This is a genomic window from Paraburkholderia atlantica, from assembly GCF_000092885.1.
Taxonomy (GTDB): domain Bacteria; phylum Pseudomonadota; class Gammaproteobacteria; order Burkholderiales; family Burkholderiaceae; genus Paraburkholderia; species Paraburkholderia atlantica.
The window spans coordinates 1,380,785-1,398,757 of the sequence record NC_014117.1 but is presented as its reverse complement, the minus strand read 5'-3'; the positions used below and the strand labels follow the sequence as shown (position 1 = coordinate 1,398,757).

Here is a 17,973-nt window from a genome sequence, read left to right as displayed (position 1 = left end):
CGGAGGGCATCCATGTGCTATTCGGCTCAGATTCAGGCGGACTACCGGCGCTACGTCCGCATGTTCGGCGCGCAGATGAGCATCGAGGAATTCGCGCGGCTTTTCTTCGAACGCGCTGAGGACAATCAGGCCAGGATTCCCAAAGCGATGGAAGACGCCTTCTCGGAACCGCAGTCCGACGCGGAACGGGAAGTCTGGGCGCTGATCGAGCGCTTCAGATCGCAGCAGACCGTGAAGCTCGAACAGGAACTGTTCAAACAGCGCACCCGCTTCGCCGATGCCGAGCGCTCTTTGCAGACCAAAGTCACGAAGGCGGCGACCGAGAGCCAACGGATCGCCAAAGACAAGATCGACCGCACGCTCGAACGGCTCGACGATCTGCGCCGGGTCGATCCCAAAGCAAGCGACTCGCGCATCTTTCCGGGGTACTACGCGCCGGTACTGGTGATGGAAAACGGCCAGCGCGTGGTCAAACCGATGCGCTATCAGTGCCGCCTCGCCGGCAAGCCCGCCTCGCACGACACCCGCTATCCGGGCACGTACAACGCTCGTCGCGACAGTCTCGAAGGTTTCTGGAAGACCCTATTCGGCTACTCGCATGGACTCGTGCTGGCCAGTTCGTTCTATGAGAACGTATCGCGCGCGCGGATGGAAGGCCGTGAACTGGCGCCCGGCGACAAGGATGAAAATGTCCGGCTGGAGTTCAGCCCCAATCCGCCCCATGACATGCTGGTCGCATGTTTATGGTCACGCTGGAGCGGCAAAGGCGAGCCCGATCTATTGTCCTTCGCGGCCATCACCGATGATCCGCCACCCGAGGTTGCCGCCGCCGGCCATGATCGCTGCATCATTCCGATCAAGCCCGAACATATCGACGCATGGCTGAATCCCGATCCGCGCGATCTGGCAGCGTCGTACGCGATTCTCGATGACCGGGACCGGCCGTTCTACGAACATCGGATCGCAGCCTGAATACAACACACGGTTTTCCGGGCCGCGCAATACGGTGTCGGATCATCCTTGCAATCTTCGCGCAGTAACATATTCTCGTTATGGATGTTCGTCGGCTGCTCAAGACTACCCGGGTGTAGCGGTCCACAACAGGCGCGATTCGGACCCCATCAATCATCGAAACGGCTGCGCAGCGCGCCCGACACGATCACACCTTCGGGCTCCCACTGCAAACACAGGAGACGTCGGTATGGGCAAACATCCCGCGGCGGACGCTTCGCAGCAGACCGCGCTCGGCGGCGACCTGACCTATGCGCAGACGCACGTCACGGACCGCGCCGGGGTCACCGACTGTCTTTGGCCCTTCTGAACCTCACGCGCAGCACGCACCGGGGAAAGCTCCATGGACGACGCTCCCACCACGACTTCGCCGCCAAGCACGGATGCGGCGCGCACCGGCCTGAGCGCTGCCGCGCTGCGGCGCGGCGTGCTCGACAATCTGTTGTGCCTGCTCGGCCGCTATCCGGCCATCGCTTCGCCGCACGACTGGTACATGGCGCTCGCGTACAGCGTGCGCGACCGCATGCTGGCGCGCTGGGCCGCCTCCGTGCAGACCTACGCCGTCAACGATGCGCGCGTCGCCTGCTACCTTTCCGCCGAATTCCTGATCGGCCCGCAACTCGGCAACAACCTCGCCAACCTCGACATCGAGGCCAACGCGCGTGAAGCGCTGGCCTCGCTCGGCGTCGATCTCGATACGCTGCTCGAGATCGAGGAGGAGCCGGGGCTCGGCAATGGCGGGCTGGGCCGGCTCGCGGCCTGCTATCTGGATTCGCTCGCGACGCTGGAAATCCCGGCCATCGGCTATGGCATCCGCTACGAGTTCGGCATCTTCGACCAGCTGATTCGCGACGGCTGGCAGGTCGAAACCACCGACAAATGGCTGCAAAGAGGCAATCCGTGGGAGATCGTGCGCGCGGAGGTGGCTTACTACGTCAGGTTCGGCGGCAGCACGCACAACGAGACCGATGCACGCGGGCACCTGCGTGTGCGCTGGACCCCGACGCGGGAAGTCAAAGGCGTAGCGTGTGACATACCGATGCCCGGCTATCGCGTCAACACCTGCAACACCTTGCGGCTGTGGAAGAGCGAAGCGGTCGAGTCGTTCGACCTGCAGGACTTCAACGCCGGCGACTATTACGAGGCCGTCAACGAAAAGGTCATCTCAGAGACGCTGTCGAAAGTGCTGTATCCGAACGACGAGCCGGAGATCGGCAAGCGCCTGCGTCTCGCGCAGCAATACTTCTTCGTATCGTGCTCGCTGCAGGACATGCTGCGCCTGCTCGAAATCAAGGGCGAACCGCTCGGACACTTCGCGGATCTGTTCAACGTGCAGCTGAACGACACGCACCCGTCGATCGCCGTCGCCGAGCTGATGCGACTGCTGGTGGACGACAAGGAGCTGCCGTGGGACGAAGCCTGGGACATCACGCGGCGCGCGCTCGCGTACACCAATCACACGCTGCTGCCCGAAGCGCTCGAAACCTGGGGGCTGCCGCTGATGCGCAATCTGCTGCCGCGCCTGCTCGAAATCATCTACGAGATCAACCGGCGTTTCCTCGACGAGGTCCGGCAACGTTTTCCGGGCGATGAAGCGCGCATCGCACGCATGTCGCTGATCGACGAGCGCGGAGACAAGCTCGTGCGCATGGCGCATCTCGCGACGGTCGGCGCGCACGCGATCAACGGCGTGGCCGAACTGCATTCCGGGCTGCTCAAGCAGACCGTGCTGCGGGACTTCGCCGAATTGTGGCCCGAGCGCTTTCACAACGTCACGAACGGCGTCACGCCGCGCCGCTTCCTGCTGCTTTGCAATCCGGGGCTCGCGCGCCTGCTCGACGAGACCGTCGGCGCTGGCTGGGTCACGGATCTCGCGCGACTGCGCAAGCTCGAAGCCTATGCCGACGACGCCGCGTTCCAGCAGCGTTGGCGTAGCGTGAAGCAGTCGAACAAGGAGGTGCTCGCCGCGCATATCCGCCGCGTCACGGGCATCGGCGTCGACACTACCGCGCTGTTCGACGTGCAGGTCAAGCGCATCCACGAATACAAGCGGCAACATCTGAACGCATTGCTGATCGTTACGCTGTACCTGCGCCTGCTGCGCGATCCGCAACTCGCGCTGACACCGCGCTGCTTCGTGTTCGGCGGCAAGGCGGCGCCGGGCTATGTGATGGCCAAGCTGATCATCCGTTTGATCAACGGCATCGCCGAAGTCGTGAATAACGACCCGGTGGTGAACGGCCGGCTGAAGGTCGTGTTCTATCCGGACTTCAATGTGAAGAATGCGCACTTCATCTACCCCGCCGCCGATCTGTCCGAGCAGATTTCGACGGCCGGCAAGGAAGCGTCTGGCACCGGCAACATGAAGTTCATGATGAACGGCGCGCTGACGATCGGCACACTCGACGGCGCCAACGTCGAGATCCGCGAAGAAGTCGGCGACGAAAACTTCTTCCTGTTCGGCCTGACCGCCGACGAAGTGGCAGGAGTGAAGCGCGCCGGTTATCACCCCGCGGACTACGTGAAGGACAACGCGGAACTGGGCGAAGTGCTGCAACTGATCGCCGACGGTCATTTCTCGCGCGGCGACCGTGAGATGTTCCGTCCGCTCATCGACAATCTGCTGCACGCGGACCCGTTTCTCGTGCTCGCCGATTACGCCGCCTACGTGGCGCGTCAGGACGACGTCAGCGCCGCCTGGCAGGACACGCGGCGCTGGGACCGCATGTCGATCCTGAACACCGCGCGCTCGGGCAAGTTCTCCTCCGACCGGGCTATCGGCGAATACTGCAAGAAGATCTGGCGGATCTGCCCGATAAGGATCACCCTTGACCAATGACCCTGAAACGGCATTGCTGCGTGCTCATGCGGTTCGCCCAGGCTCGCGATTTCCGACGGGCGTCAGCGTGGTGCCCGGGGGCATCAATTTCTGCATCTTCTGCCGCCACGCGACGCGCGTCGAGCTATTGCTGTACGAGGCCGCCGACAGCCCGGAGCCGTTTCAGATCGTCCCTCTCTGTACCGATGACAATCGAACCTTCTTCTTCTGGCATGTGATGGTGGAAGGACTGCCGTTCGGCACGCACTACACGTGGCGAGTGGATGGTCCGCGCGATACGCAGTCTGGCGGCTCCGCGTTCGATCCCGAGCGCGAACTGCTCGATCCGTATGCCCGCGCGGTCAGCGACGTTCTGTGGACACGGCGTCCGGCCGGCGACCCGAACCCCAACCCGCACGCCACGCACCGCGCGATCGTGACCGAACCGCTGCGCGCGCCCCCCAACCGTATCTCGCGCGGACTCGACAACGCGATCATCTACGAACTGCACGTGGGCGGCTTCACGCGTCATCCGTCGAGCGGCGTCCAGCATCCCGGCACCTTCGCCGGCCTGATCGAGAAGATTCCGTATCTCACTCAACTCGGCGTGACCCACGTCGAGCTGCTGCCGGTGATGGCCTTCGACGAGCAGGACGTTCCGCCCGGGACGGCGGCCCTCGGCTTGATCAACTACTGGGGCTACAGCACGCATAGCTTCTACAGCCCGCATCCTCGCTATTGCCTGGACCCGGCGCGCGCGCCGCAAGAATTTCGCGCGTTCACCGACGCGATGCACGCCGCGGGCATCGGGGTGCTGCTCGACGTCGTGTTCAACCATACGGCCGAAGCTGGCGAGACGGGACCTGTCATCAACTTCAAGGGCCTCGTCAACGACATCTTCTACCACCTCGACGAGGCTGACCGGCGACGCTATCGGGACTACACCGGCTGCGGCAACACGGTCAATTGCAACCATCCGCTGGTGACCGCGTTCATCGTTCACTGCCTCGAATACTGGGTCGAGGAACTGGGCGTCGACGGTTTCCGGTTCGATCTGGCGAGTGTCTTCGCGCGCGACCAGCACGGCGAGTTGATGGCCGATCCGCCGCTGCCTTGGGCGATGGAGTCTTCGCGTGTGCTGGCGCGTGTGCCGTTGATCGCTGAAGCGTGGGACGCCGCCGGCATGTACCAGGTCGGCGCCTTTCCCGGCATGGCGTGGGCCGAGTGGAACGGCCGCTATCGGGACGTGATTCGCCGTTTCGTGCGCGGCGACCCGGGGCTCATCGGGGAGGTCGCCACCTGCATCGCGGGCAGCTCGGACCTTTATGCCGACGACGGCAGGCTGCCCGACAACAGTATCAACTTCGTGACGTGCCACGATGGTTTCACGCTTATCGATCTGGTGAGCTACGAGTCGAAACTCAACGAGGCGAACGGCGACGAGAATCGCGACGGCAGTTCCAATAACCTGTCGTGGAACTGTGGAACCGAGGGCGAGACCTCCGACCCGATGATTCTCGCTCTGCGGCTGCGCCAGGCGCGCAACCTGATGGCCATCCTGTTCCTGAGCCAGGGCGTGCCGATGATGCTCGCCGGCGACGAGGTGCTGCGCAGCCAGCGCGGCAACAACAACGCCTATTGTCAGGACAACGCGCTCAGCTGGTTCGACTGGACACCCACCGAAGACGGCTCGGCCATGTCGCGCTTCGTGCATGAATTGATTGCGCTGCACATGCGCCACGCAAGTCTGCGCCGGCAAAATTTCCTGACCGGCCGGCCTTCGCCCGGGCAAACGCGGCCGGATGTGGCATGGCATGGCGAGCGCCTGAACGAGCCCGGCTGGCACGATGCCGGCGCGCGGCTGCTCGCCGTCACGCTGGGCGGCGAGCAGCCGGGTGAGCCGGCACTGCACATGGTGTTCAACATGAACGATCGCGCGTGCCTGGTCGAGTTGCCCGCGCCGGAGGCGCGGCACTGGCGGCGTATCGTCGATACCGCGCGCGACAGTCCGGACGACATCGTGCCAGTTGCGCAGCAGGGCGTCATCGAAAGCGATCGATGTCGCGTGGAGGCGCGCAGTGTCGTGGTACTGGAAGAAGCGAGCTGAACTGACCCAAGTTACACCATCTCCTGTCCTCTAATGTCGATGCTGTGGCGGATATGCTGCGCGCAGTTTCGATCTACTGGCGGAACAACCCATCGGCCACCGATCGCGAAGGGCATCATGAAAATCAGCGCATATGGGCCGTCCATCGTCATCGCGATGGTTGCGGTCGTAGTGCATGGCAGCGCATTCGCGAGGTCCGAAGCGTGCCATCCCGCCTCGGAGAAGCAGATTTCCGCGTTGTTCGATCGCTGGAACGACTCGCTGAAAACCGGCGACGCGCAGAAGGTCGTGGCGAACTACGCGCCGAACTCGATCCTGCTGCCGACCGTCTCGAACAAGCCGCGTTTGACCGCCGACGAAAAGCTCGACTATTTCAAGCACTTCCTCGAAAACAAACCGGTCGGCACCATCGACTTCCGCGACATCATGATCGAATGCAATACGGCGATCGACTCGGGGCTTTATACGTTCAAGTTCGCGGACGGCTCGGTCGTCAAGGCCCGCTATACGTTCACCTACGCGTGGAATGGGCACAAGTGGCTGATCACCAGCCATCATTCGTCGAAGATGCCGGAGGGCAACTAGGCGATGTGGTTTGGAAAAAGTCGGGCCGGGACTAACAATCAAGAGCCCCCAGCGAAGAGGCTCGATGAGCGTTTTGAGCGACCTCTACGCCGATGCTCCCCCTGCTTCGGAGACGGGCTCGAACGCCACCCGCTGCTCCTGCGAGTCGTAGCGGCAAACCACCCGCATCCCTTCACCGATCTCGCCATTGATCAGCGCCTTCGCAAGCGGGTTCTCGACGCGCTGCTGAATCTGCCGGCGCAGTTCGCGCGCGCCGAACTCGGGCCGGTAGCCCTCGGTCGCGACATGGTCGACGAGTGAGTCGTCGAAGCTCAGCTCGATGTCCTGGCTGCTGGCAATGCGCCGCACCTGCTCCAGCAGAATCCGCACGATATGACGCGTCTCGTCGCGGCCCAGCGACTTGAACACGATGATGTCGTCGATCCGGTTCAGGAATTCCGGTCTGAAATGCTGCCGCAGCACGTTCATCACGCCGCTTTCCACGCTAACGGAGCCAGCCTGGCTGAAAAATCCCGGCCCCGTGCGGTTCTGTCCGGTGATCACGTCGGACGCGAGATTGCTCGTCGCGATGATCAACGTATTGCTGAAGTCGACGACGCGCCCTTTGCCGTCCGTCAGGCGTCCGTCGTCGAAAACCTGCAGCAGCACGTTGTACACGTCCGGATGCGCCTTTTCGATTTCGTCGAGCAGGATCACGCAGTATGGTCTGCGCCGCACGCGTTCGGTCAGCTGCCCGCCCTCTTCGTAGCCGACGTATCCGGGCGGCGACCCGATCAGACGCGCGACGGTATGACGCTCCATGTATTCGCTCATGTCGAAGCGCAGCATCGCATCCTCGTCGCCGAACACGACTTCGGCGAGCGCCTTCGCCAGCTCGGTTTTGCCGACACCGGTCGGCCCCAGAAACAGAAACACGGCGGTAGGCCGGTGCCGCGCCTGCAAGCCGGCACGCGCGCGCCGCACGGCATCGCTGACGGCCACGACGGCTTCATCCTGGCCGATCACGCGCTGATGCAGGCGCTGCTCCATATTCAGAAGCCGCTCCTTTTCCTCGGCCGTCAACTGCGCGACGGGAATGCCCGTGAGGCGCGCGACGATTTCCGCGACCTGCTCGATGCCCACATGCGATGTTTGGGTGCCAATGTTCTTCTTCCACGCGTCGGTCGAGTCGCGCAACTGCTCTTCCTTCGCGGTGATCTCGCCGCCGAGTGCATGCGCGCGATCGAATTGCTTGCGCGATGCCGCATAGTCCTGCTCGCGGCGCAATTGGCCGATTTCCGCTTCGAGTTCGAGCACGGCGGCAGGACGCGACGTCGACGACAGATTCACGCGCGCCGCGGCCTGATCGATCAGATCGATCGCCTTGTCGGGCAGAAAGCGCCCGGAGATATAGCGATCCGACAACTCCGCCGCGCCGACGATCGCATCGTCCTGAATCGTCACCTTGTGATGCGCCTCCAGCCTGTCGCGCAGCCCGCGCAGAATGTTGATCGTCTGCACGACGGACGGCTCGGCGATCAGTACCGGCTGAAAGCGCCGTTCGAGCGCCGCGTCCTTTTCGATGTACTTCTGATATTCGGCGAGCGTCGTTGCGCCAATCAGATTGAGTTCGCCGCGCGCCATCGGCGGCTTGAACACGTTGGCGATATCGAGACCGCCTTCGCCACCGCCCTGCCCCGCGCCGACTATCGTGTGCACTTCATCGACGAACAGCACCAGCGAGTCCTGGTTTTCCAGCACTTCGTCGATCACCTGCTTCACGCGCTCTTCGAATTCGCCTCGGTACTTTGCGCCCGCGACGATCGAATTCACGTTGAGCTCGACGAGCCGCTTATTGCGCAGCGATTCCGGCACGTCGCCGTTGACCATCCGCTGAGCCAGCCCTTCGACGACCGCCGTTTTGCCGACGCCGGGCTCGCCAATCAGCACCGGGTTGTTCTTGCGCCGGCGCGCGAGCACTTCGACCATCGTTTCGATCTCGCTCGAGCGTCCGATCACGGGATCGAGACGGCCTTCGCGCGCGAGTACCGTGAGGTCCCGGCTGTGCTTGTCGAGCTGCGGCGTGCGCGACGGCTGGCGCGGCGCCGACGGCTTCTGCACGCCGGCCGCGCGCAGCGTCTGCTGACGCAGCGCCGGCGCTTGAACGCCGAGCCGGCCCAGCAGTTGCCCCGCAAAGCTTTCCGGTACTTCGGCCAGACCGATCAGCAGATGTTCGGCGCCGACCGAGCTGTGACCCAGCTGGCGGGACGCAAGGAACGCGCGATCGAGCGCGCTTTTCAGCCGCGGCGAGACGCCCATCGGCTCGCGCGGGCTCGGCGCGGCGGGCTCGCGCTTCTCCGCGTTGGCGTCGATATACGCGCGCAAATCGCTCCCCTTCACACCGAGCGAAGCGAGGATCGCTTCGACGGCCGCATGGTCGGCGAGCACGTACAGCAGGTGTTCGGTATCGACCTCGCGACGGCCGAACTGCGCCGCGGTTTCAGCGGCGCGCTGCAGCATCTCCATCGCGACATCGCTGAAATGCCGCTCGATGCTGAACGATTCGCCGCCTTCGACGGGCTGTTGCGCGGCATGCGGATCGGCAGCGGACGGCTCCCGGGCCGATGCCTGCGCGCGAAACAGCGCTTCGAGCGGCGAGATAGAGCGTTGATGGCGGGTCAGTTGCGCGTAGTGAAAATCACAGACGTCGAGCAGCTGACGCTGGTTGTTCTGAAGTACCGCAAGCCGCACCGTCGCCGGCCGGACACCGCAGATATCGCAAAGCAAGCGTGCCATTGTGTGTCGTCTCCATTGCGTCAAGACTTCGAGGGAAGCATACCGCGCGCCAGCCCGCCGTCCCGGCGACGGCCACGTGGATATCGCACTGCCGGACTGTGCCAGCACGCGATACCTTACCTCGCTATCCCGTCCTTTGCGCCCGATGCGCGGCCTCCTGCACACCCCGTACAGCCGCGGCCACGATCAAGCCGGTGAATACCACGCCGATCAGCCCGAGACATGCGGCGTCGATCCGGCCGAACGACGAAGTGGGCACGACGTCGCCGTAGCCGATAGTAAGCGCCGTGATCGCGCAGAAGTACACCGTTTCGCCCAGCTGCGACGGTGTGCGGTTCGCGGTCTCGACAGGCGCGCCCCAGTAGTACATGCCAATCGTCAACAGCACGAATAGCAGAAGCAGGCCGATCAGAATCGCTCGCAGATACCACACGGTGATCGCCATTTCCTTCAGGATCTCGCCGGCCCGAGGTCGGCCCGCGCCTTCGCCTGTCGCATTTCCCATTGCATGCTCCTGTTGCGATCACCGGGTCGGTTTTGCGGCATCACGCACCACTTCACTCCACACGGCGGTGTTGCTCGAAGAGCAGCAGCATCAAACATGCGTAGATCGTGACGGCCAGAAAGAGCCCCATTCGCACGGCAAACGCGGTGTAGACATCCTTGCCCGCCACGCTGTCCTGCACCGATTGTCCGAGCAGAATGATCATCGTCACGAGACTGTTCAGCCAGAAGCCCGGCGAGCAACGCGTCGGTTGCAGGCCGTACAGCTTGCGCCCCACCAGCAGGGCGAACAGCAGCATCCACAGAAAGAACATCCACAGATGCGCGAACAGCCTCAGCGCAAACCAGAACGCGATGGCGAGCAGACCGCCGAGCAGCGTCGAGCCGATCAGATCGCGCGCGGCGCCGCGAGCCGAGGTCGTGCAGGTTTGTCTGCCGAGGCTGACGGACTTCATGATGATCGGCATGTAGTTCGCCGGATCGGTCATCGCGAGCAGATACGCCGGCATCACGACGAGCGCGGCACGCAACGCGATATAGGCCGCCTTGTCTTGCGCCAGCGCTGCCGCCGCGGGCTGTTCTCGTGCGTCCATGCGCTCGGGAAACAGGCCGTGCACAAGCGTCGACACCAGCACGGCAAGCAGTAGCCCCTTCGCCAGCGCGCCGACGACTGTCAGGGCCAGCTCGAAGTCGGCCGTGCCCGCGGCGGAAATCATCGTCAGTCCCGCGACCAGAAAAGTGGCGACGAGATTATTGCCGCCGCGCAGACCATAACGAAACGCGCAGAACAACATCAGGCCGACGATTAGCACGCCGGCCAGCGCGTAGTGACGCAGCAACGGAACGAGCAGCAAGCCGCTGCCGGTGGTCGACGCCACGACCAGCGAAAGAATCACACCGGCCTTCAACGACAGCGGACGATTTTGCGTGGCCAGCAGAAAAACCGTGAATACCGGCGCGACGACGGGTATCGGAAAATCGAGTCCAAAGCTGATGGCAACAGCGCTCGCCGTTCCGATGGCAACACGTATCGCGCGATAACCGAGGCGCTGGGTCACCGGCTGCATCGGCTTCTCAATAGACATAGGAAAGCCAGCTCATCAGCCGGATGAACGCGTGTCCCAGCGGATTGAGCGGATTGCCCTGAGTCGGAAACGCCATCACTTCGGCCTGCCCGCCCACCCGCAGATCGCGCAGACGCGCGCGCTCGCCGTCGTCGAATTCGACGATCACCGGAAAACGTTGCGCGGGACGCAGCCAGTCGCGGCTATTCTGCACGGTGGGCAGGCTGCCGGCCGGCGTGGTCTGTCCGACGCTCACGCCATAGCCGACACTGCGAACCCGCCCGTCGAACACTTCACCGGGTAGCACGTCCAATGCGATCTCGACGCGCGTGCCGGGTTTCAAATGGCCCAGATTGTTCTCCGTCATGTCGGCGCTGATCCACACGTCGCGGATCGCGATCAGCGTCATCACCGGATTGCCAGCCGCCGCGAACTGACCGACTTCCGTGCGCAGATCGGTTACGACACCGCTCGAACGGGCCCTGATCCGCGCGTTGGCGAGATCGAGCTCGGCCTTCTCCAATGCGCTGGCGGCGCTGCGCAACTGCGCGTTCTGCGCCTCGTGTCCGCCCTGTTGCTCCCGCGCGCGCTCGACTTCGGCACGCGCTCCGTCGACCTGGCTTCGCGCCTGTTCATGCGTCGCCCGCGCGACCTCGAGACGTCGCAGCGAAACGGTGCCCTCGTCTTCACGATAGAGCCGCTCGAGACGGTCGCTGTCCTGGCGCGCCTTGACCTCGTTCGCGACGGCGGCTCGCAACGCCGCGAGTGCCGACTCGATACCGGCCGTGCTGGCCCCGACCTGACGGCGCGTCGACTCCAGATCGGCGCGCGCGCGGTCAGCGGCAATCCGGTAGGGCTCGCTGTCGACTTCGAACAGCACGTCCCCCGCGTTGACCTCCTGGTTGTTATGGACGAACACATGGGTCACGCGTCCCGACACCTCGGCGGCGACCGGCACGACATAGGCCTGAATCCTTGCCTGCTGCGTATACGGCGTGAAACGGTCGGCGAGCAGATACCAGATCAGGCTCAGTACGATCAGACAGACGACCACCTTGACCGCCCTGCCCGAAGGGTCGGCGGCGGGCGCCGGCTTCGGCGGGGCGGCCGCTTGAGGCTCGCGGGTATCCTGCGTATCGCTCATCGTGACATCCCTTCGGCCTGCACAGGCGAACCGGAAGACGGCGTCGCTTCGTCGAGAAGGTCGCCCCAATCCGTGCGTTGCCGCATCTGCGCACGTGTCGCCGCGTCGACGAGCGGCTGTTCGGTCTCCCAGCCGCCGCCGAGCGCCTTATAGAGCGCGATCACACTGCCGAGCGCATTGCTGCGATTGACCACGTACGCGTCCTGCTGGGCGAACAGCGCGCGCTGCGCATCGAGCACCCGCTGGAAGTCCGAATAGCCTTCCCGATAGATCGTATTGGCGAGCGTCAGCGAGCGCCGCGCGGCGCCTTGCGCGTCATTCAGAATGGTGTCGCGCTGCAACGCGGCGATCAGCGCGGTCGCGGCATCGTCGGCCTCGCGCGCCGCCTCGCGCACCGTGTTCTGATAAGCGACCGTCAACTCTTGCAACCGCGCGTCCTGGACGCGCACGTTGTTCGTGATCCTGCCGTAATCGAACACGTTCCACGTGACGCTCGGGCCCGCGGCAAAGAGCAGTGTGCTCGGTGCGCCGGCGAGCGAACTGGCGGTCCACGTCAGCGTGCCGAGCAGCGATACCGACGGGTACAGATCCGCTTTGGCCACGCCGATCAGCGCCGATTGCGAAGCCATCTGATACTCGGCCGCGCGAACGTCGGGGCGGCGCAACAGCAGATCGGCCGGCACGTCCTGCAGCACCGCATGATCCACCAGCGGCACCACGCCTTCCTTGCCCGCCTGCGCGTCGAGTTCCGGCAGCGGACCCGGCGCTCGCCCGATCAGCACCGACAGCGCATGACGCGCCAGCACGATCTGGCTTTCGAGGTCGGGGATGCTGCTCAGTGTCCCGAGGTACTGCGTCTTCGCCTGCTGGAAGTCGAGTTCATCGGATTCGCCGGCCTTGAAGAGCTTTTGAGCGATGTCGTAGCTGCGCTTTTGCAATTGAGCGTTCTCGCGCGCGATACGTAGCCGCGCCTGCGCGACCCGCAGCGTGAAATAGGTATCCGCGACCTGGGCGTGCAACAGAACCAGCGCATCGTCGCGGTTCGCTTGCGCGGCGAAGAACGCGGCGTCGGCCGATTCGATCGCGCGGCTGAAACGCCCCCAGAAATCCAGCTCCCAGCCGATGGCAAAACCCGCGCCATACTGCACGAACGCACCCGAGCGCGGATTGGCGCCCCCCGAGCGCTTGCGCGCCGAAGCGAGTACATCGGCACTAACCTGCTGCACCTGCGGATAGCGTCCCGCAAGCGCGATGCCGAGCTGCGCGCGTGCCTCGAGCACGCGCAGTCCGGCGATCTTCAGGTCGCCGTTGTTCGCGTCGGCTGCGGCGATCAGACCTTCGAGATTCTGGTCGCCGAAGATCAGCCACCATTGGCGCGCATCGGGCTGTGCGCTTTGCTGCGTGACCTGCGTGATAGATGCGCTGCTCCAGTGCTCGCTCCACGCTTCATGCTGCGGCTTGAAATCCGGTCCCACCCGCATGCATCCGCTCAGGCCGAGCGCCCAGAAAAGCGCTGCGATCCCGTACGGACGCGTGAACGGTGACACGGAGCCATCCTCGCGCTTCAGGTCTGCTTCTGTTCGTGGATCTGCGCGGCTTGCGTGGGTTGCGGCTGGTCTCGGACCCAGCGCCAGAAGAGCTGATAACCGACCGCCAGCATCACGGGCCCGACGAACAGCCCGATGACGCCGCCCGTCACCATGCCGCCGAGCGCTCCGATCAGCACGACCGGCATCGGCACGGCGACGCCGCGACCCAGCATCAAGGGTTTGAGCACGTTATCGGCGAGGCCCGCGACGAACACATAAACCGCGAAGATGATGTTTGCGGTGCTCACGCCGTCCGTGACGATCACGAAGGCGATCACCGGAATGGTGATCAGCGTGGCCGGCAGTTGCATGATGCCGAGCAGCAGCACGGCCAGCGCGAGCAGCCCCGCGCCGGGTATCCCCTTCACGACGAAGCCGATGCCGATCAGCAGCATCTGGATAAACGCGATGCCCACCACGCCCTGAGCCACCGCGCGAATCGTCGCCGTGCACAGATCGGCGATCTGAACGCCGTTCCCCGGGCCCGAGATGCGCGAGGCGATCTGCACCGCGCTGTGATAGCCCTTCTCGCCGTGGGCCATCAGGATTCCCGCGATGATCAGCGCGACAAAAAATATCACCAGCCCGGCGCCGAGGCCCGTCACCGTCGCCAGCACGGCAAGGCCGGCCTCCTTCAGCTGCGGGGCGAACTTATGCGCAAGGCCGGTCAGGTCCGTCGATGCCTGTAGCCAGAAGTCGTACACGCGCTGGCCGACTATGGGCCAACTCGCCACCGACTCCGCGGGAGGCGGAATCTGGAAGCTACCGCTCTTCGCAATCGCTATCGATTTCTCGATCGAATCGGCGACCGCGAGTCCCAGCGCATACGTGGGCACCAGAATCACGGCAAACGCGACAAGGATGATCAGCGTCGCGATCAGACCATCCTTGCCGCCGAGCGTATGGCGCAGACGGACCTGCAGCGGATACAGCGTGATCGCCAGAATCACCGACCAGGCCATCAGGTTAAGAAACGGCGCGAAGATCCGAAAGCAGAACACGGCCAGGATCGCAATGAGTCCGGCGCGGATCAGCACATCGAGCATCTCTCTCGCAGGCGTGCGTTGGGAAAGCGGTGTGAGCAGCATAGGTTCCTCTCCGGCCAGGTCGCGGCGCGGTTGCGCGGCGACACCGTGTTATGCCAGCAATCGCGAAAACTCGAACCCACTGGAACGTTTTTGACGCCAATACCAAGGCCTGCCTGCAATTCCGGCATCTTCAGGAAGAGAATCGCGCCGGCTTCGTCGTCGGACAGAACGCGGCGTTCCACTACTATTGAACCCGTACTTCAAATATTCAATTGGACTTTGGTCTCATAGCCTCGAGCCGCCCCGCGTTCAACTCGCGGACGACAATCATGGAGAACACCGTGAGATGGATGGCGATCGTCGCCGTTCTGCTGGCCTTGATGCCTGGCGCGCCGGCCCGCGCCGCCGGCGTCGGCTTTCAGAAGGTCGACATACCGAACGGCGCCGAGCCGCCGCTCACTGCCGGAATCTGGTATCCGACCGATGTGCCGGCCACACCGCACGCGTTGGGCAATCTCATCCAGAGCGTCGCAGCCGACGCTCCGGTCGCAGGCGATCACCTGCCGCTGGTGGTGTTGTCACACGGCGGCGGGGGCTGGTACGGCGCCCATTACGACACGGCTGTCGCGCTGGCTCGCGCGGGCTTCGTCGCGGCGGCGGTCAGTCACGCCGGCGACACCTTCGATGACCAGAGCCGCGTGCTACAACTCTGGCGCCGTCCCGCGCAGCTTCACCGGCTGGTGGACTACATGCTCGACGACTGGCGGGGGCACGAGCGGCTCGATGCGGATCGCATCGGCGCATTCGGCTTTTCCAACGGTGGCTTCACCGTGCTCGTAGCCGCGGGCGGCATCCCGGATCTGTCGAAAATCGCCCCGTTTTGCGAAGTCCACCCGGGTCATGACCTGTGCGAAGCTTTGCGGCATGCGGGCGTCGACGTCGATCTCGGCGCCCATGTTCCCGCCGGCGTCTGGGTCCGCGACGCGCGCATCAAAGCTATGGTCATCGCCGCGCCCTCGTTCGGCTTCGCGTTCGGCCGCAAGGGCTTGAGCGGCGTGCGCGCTGCGGTCCAGCTGTGGAGCGCCGCCGACGATCGTCATCAGCCGCATCCTTGGTACGACGAGCCGGTGCGGGACGACCTGCCGCGCGCTGCCGACTATCGTTTGGTGGCCAACGCAGGCCACTACGACTTTCTGCCGCCCTGCGATGCGCGTCTTGCGCGGCTGCGCCCGCAGATCTGCGACAGCGCGCCGGGCTTCGACCGGGCGGCGTTCCATCAACGATTCAATGCCGAGGTGGTTCGGTCTTTCGAGGCGATGCTGCTGCGATAGGAAAAGCGTTACCCGAATTCGTCGTGTTGCGGCAGTTGATCAGTGATCGAATACCACGGCGCCTTTGAACCCACGAAAATGTGGGCAGTGGGAGAGAGGGTAGGCGAATCCGTGAGCGTTCCCAGTGTGACGTGAACGTATTCACCGTTACGAACCACCGAGAACATCAGGCTTCCGCATATTTTGCAGCGCACATCGTGCGACGCGCGCTGATCGCCGAAAATCAGCAGGCTGTGTTCGCCCTCAGTGATACGCAGCTTGCCGCGCTCGATTCCCGCGAAGGGTTTGAACGCCGAGCCGGTGGCGCGCCGACAGTTTGAACAGTGGCAGTTCAACGCGTAGACGAATTCGTCCTTTACCGAGTAATGGACGGCACCGCAAAGGCATTGGCCGGCAAGCAATGGTTTTTTCATGGCTGCTTTCAGACAGAAGGTACGTCGCTAATGGGAAAGTCGCGCAGCCATGATTATTCGCGAGTCGAAGCGCGCTGTCGAACCGCCAAACCGCTAGCGCCTGAAAATAACCTGTGCCGTGCCGGCCTCGATCGGAGAAGAGGTGTGCTGGTGGACGATCTTCCATCCGTCGGCCTGCTGCCTCAGCGTCATGGTCAAGCGATTGTCCATCGCACGCAGTTCCTGGCCATTCGCGTCGACGGCTTTGTATGTCGCGAAGGCGTGAATGACGGCAAGGTCCGCGGCGGCCATCGTTTGCGCCTCGCTGAAATCCACGATCACGCGATCCGCACCCAGCGAACCGAACCAGCCCTCCGCCATCGCGCGCCACGATGCGATGCCGTTGTACGACCATGTACCCCACATGTCGAAGATCACCGCATCGCGGTCGTAGAGCGCGACGAACGCGTGCACGTCTTTGGCCCATACCGCGGCTGTGTAGCCTTCCAGAACTTGCAGGATCGGATTGTCGAGTCTGTTCACAGTGTGTGCTCCTGAGTCGGATTACGAGGAGTTCCTGACCGATTGTCTTACCAGCTAACGACGATCGACGCACCACCCGATCGACATCCAGGGGAAAAAAATCTTCAACGCGTGATGGCGTTGCATTGATCAGACGCCGCGCTCGTCACTGGGCGGTTTGCTGACGTTGATACTCGTCGTGCTTCATCTGCATATAGTCGGCGCGGCTGACCTCGTGCAATTGCCGCGGAAACTGCTCGGTCGCATCGAACCAGTCAGCCAGACGTTTGTCGAGCCGGGCGTTGGGCGGGCTGGAAAGCGCGCCAAGATAGGCATCGATGGCGAGGAAATAGCGCATCGTATTGCGTTCGACCAGGCCGCGCACGCCGCCGATGTATTGCGGCTCGCTCGGCGACGAATCGGGCGTCAACGAAAAGCCGACCTTGCCGCTGCCGATCGTCGCCAGATAGGTTTTCATCGCGATCCGTCCCGCGGTGCCGTATCCGTATGCGTAGGTCAGGTGAATAAAGGTGCGGTTATCGCCGACCGGGATCGCTTCAAGCACGATACGGTAGTCTTTCGTGCTCAGCGGACCCGTGGCCGCGGAGAGCTCGACGCGAAAATAATCAGCGGTGCTCGCTACCGGGCGAAAGTTGAATTGCACGCGGTACGACGACGAAAGAGTTTCCTCTGTCTTCTTGCCGATGTTCACGGTGAGGACCGTACCGCTATCGCTGATCGACGCGTGGCAGTATTTGGTGTTCAGATGCAGGATCAGCACGTCGCACCAGTTGGCCGGGCCCTGAGCAGGGTCGCTGAGCGCGCCGCTGACCACCGCGAAAGGATAGTTGAGCACACCGTAGATATCGCCCTTGAGCGCCGACGGCAGCTCCTGCGATTCGAGGTACAGCGGTCGATGAAACGGGTTGTGCGCGAGTTGCTGCGTCAGACTTTGATATTTCTCGCGCAGGCGGGCCGCGCTGTCGTCTGCTTGCGCGATGATGCTGTGACATAAGAAACAGAACACCGTGGCGATCAAGACGATCCACCACGGTCGCGTCCGTCGATTCTCCGCCAGGGATGTGGCAAGCCTGCTCATGGTC

Annotated in this window: 14 protein-coding genes; 5 read left to right on the top strand and 9 right to left on the bottom strand. The window is 63.6% G+C overall.

Features of this window, described 5'->3' with window-relative positions:
- Positions 1 to 12: 12 nt before the first annotated feature.
- From BC1002_RS06180 to BC1002_RS06165, 4 genes are all read left to right on the top strand, one after another.
- Positions 13 to 972 (top strand): SOS response-associated peptidase family protein, encoded by a 960-nt coding sequence (locus BC1002_RS06180; protein WP_013089214.1) that lies wholly within the window; start codon positions 13 to 15, stop codon positions 970 to 972.
- Positions 973 to 1,354: 382 nt separating this feature from the next.
- Positions 1,355 to 3,850, top strand: coding sequence for a glycogen/starch/alpha-glucan phosphorylase (locus BC1002_RS06175; protein WP_013089212.1), 2,496 nt, complete (start codon positions 1,355 to 1,357; stop codon positions 3,848 to 3,850).
- Complete coding sequence (gene glgX / locus BC1002_RS06170) at positions 3,840 to 5,936, top strand: glycogen debranching protein GlgX (protein WP_013089211.1); 2,097 nt, start codon at positions 3,840 to 3,842, stop codon at positions 5,934 to 5,936. Before BC1002_RS06175 ends, glgX begins: the two co-directional genes overlap by 11 nt.
- A 117-nt stretch (positions 5,937 to 6,053) precedes the next feature.
- Entirely contained in the window at positions 6,054 to 6,521 is a 468-nt protein-coding gene (locus tag BC1002_RS06165) for a DUF4440 domain-containing protein (RefSeq protein WP_013089210.1), read from the top strand.
- Between the two features lie 84 nt (positions 6,522 to 6,605).
- On the opposite strand, the gene BC1002_RS06160 is transcribed toward BC1002_RS06165, so the two are convergent.
- The 6 genes from BC1002_RS06160 to BC1002_RS06135 form a co-directional block, all read right to left on the bottom strand.
- Entirely contained in the window at positions 6,606 to 9,296 is a 2,691-nt protein-coding gene (locus BC1002_RS06160) for an ATP-dependent Clp protease ATP-binding subunit (protein WP_013089209.1), read from the bottom strand.
- 124 nt (positions 9,297 to 9,420) lie between these two features.
- A complete protein-coding gene (locus BC1002_RS06155; RefSeq protein WP_013089208.1) occupies positions 9,421 to 9,801 on the bottom strand; it encodes a potassium channel family protein in 381 nt (126 codons plus the stop codon).
- A 52-nt stretch (positions 9,802 to 9,853) separates the two neighbouring features.
- A complete protein-coding gene (locus tag BC1002_RS06150; RefSeq protein WP_013089207.1) occupies positions 9,854 to 10,867 on the bottom strand; it encodes a DUF2955 domain-containing protein in 1,014 nt (337 codons plus the stop codon).
- Between the two features lie 7 nt (positions 10,868 to 10,874).
- Positions 10,875 to 12,008: an HlyD family secretion protein gene (locus BC1002_RS06145; protein ID WP_013089206.1), complete on the bottom strand. Its 1,134-nt coding sequence runs from the start codon at positions 12,006 to 12,008 to the stop codon at positions 10,875 to 10,877.
- Positions 12,005 to 13,555 carry a TolC family protein gene (locus BC1002_RS06140; protein WP_013089205.1) on the bottom strand — a complete coding sequence of 517 codons (1,551 nt, stop codon included), beginning with the start codon at positions 13,553 to 13,555 and terminating at the stop codon, positions 12,005 to 12,007. Before BC1002_RS06140 ends, BC1002_RS06145 begins: the two co-directional genes overlap by 4 nt.
- A gap of 17 nt (positions 13,556 to 13,572) precedes the next feature.
- The gene (locus tag BC1002_RS06135; RefSeq protein WP_013089204.1) at positions 13,573 to 14,685 is read right to left on the bottom strand and encodes an AI-2E family transporter; all 1,113 of its coding nucleotides are present in this window, start codon (positions 14,683 to 14,685) and stop codon (positions 13,573 to 13,575) included.
- Between the two features lie 269 nt (positions 14,686 to 14,954).
- On the opposite strand from BC1002_RS06135, the gene BC1002_RS06130 reads away from it, so the two are divergent.
- Entirely contained in the window at positions 14,955 to 15,956 is a 1,002-nt protein-coding gene (locus BC1002_RS06130) for an alpha/beta hydrolase family protein (protein ID WP_013089203.1), read from the top strand.
- Positions 15,957 to 15,964: 8 nt separating this feature from the next.
- On the opposite strand, the gene BC1002_RS06125 is transcribed toward BC1002_RS06130, so the two are convergent.
- From BC1002_RS06125 to BC1002_RS06115, 3 genes are all read right to left on the bottom strand, one after another.
- Complete coding sequence (locus tag BC1002_RS06125) at positions 15,965 to 16,369, bottom strand: GFA family protein (protein ID WP_013089202.1); 405 nt, start codon at positions 16,367 to 16,369, stop codon at positions 15,965 to 15,967.
- A 93-nt stretch (positions 16,370 to 16,462) separates the two neighbouring features.
- Positions 16,463 to 16,891, bottom strand: a complete 429-nt coding sequence (locus BC1002_RS06120) for a YybH family protein (RefSeq protein ID WP_013089201.1) — start codon at positions 16,889 to 16,891, stop codon at positions 16,463 to 16,465.
- A gap of 145 nt (positions 16,892 to 17,036) precedes the next feature.
- Positions 17,037 to 17,969: a hypothetical protein gene (locus BC1002_RS06115; protein ID WP_013089200.1), complete on the bottom strand. Its 933-nt coding sequence runs from the start codon at positions 17,967 to 17,969 to the stop codon at positions 17,037 to 17,039.
- Between the last annotated feature and the right edge of the window lie 4 nt (positions 17,970 to 17,973).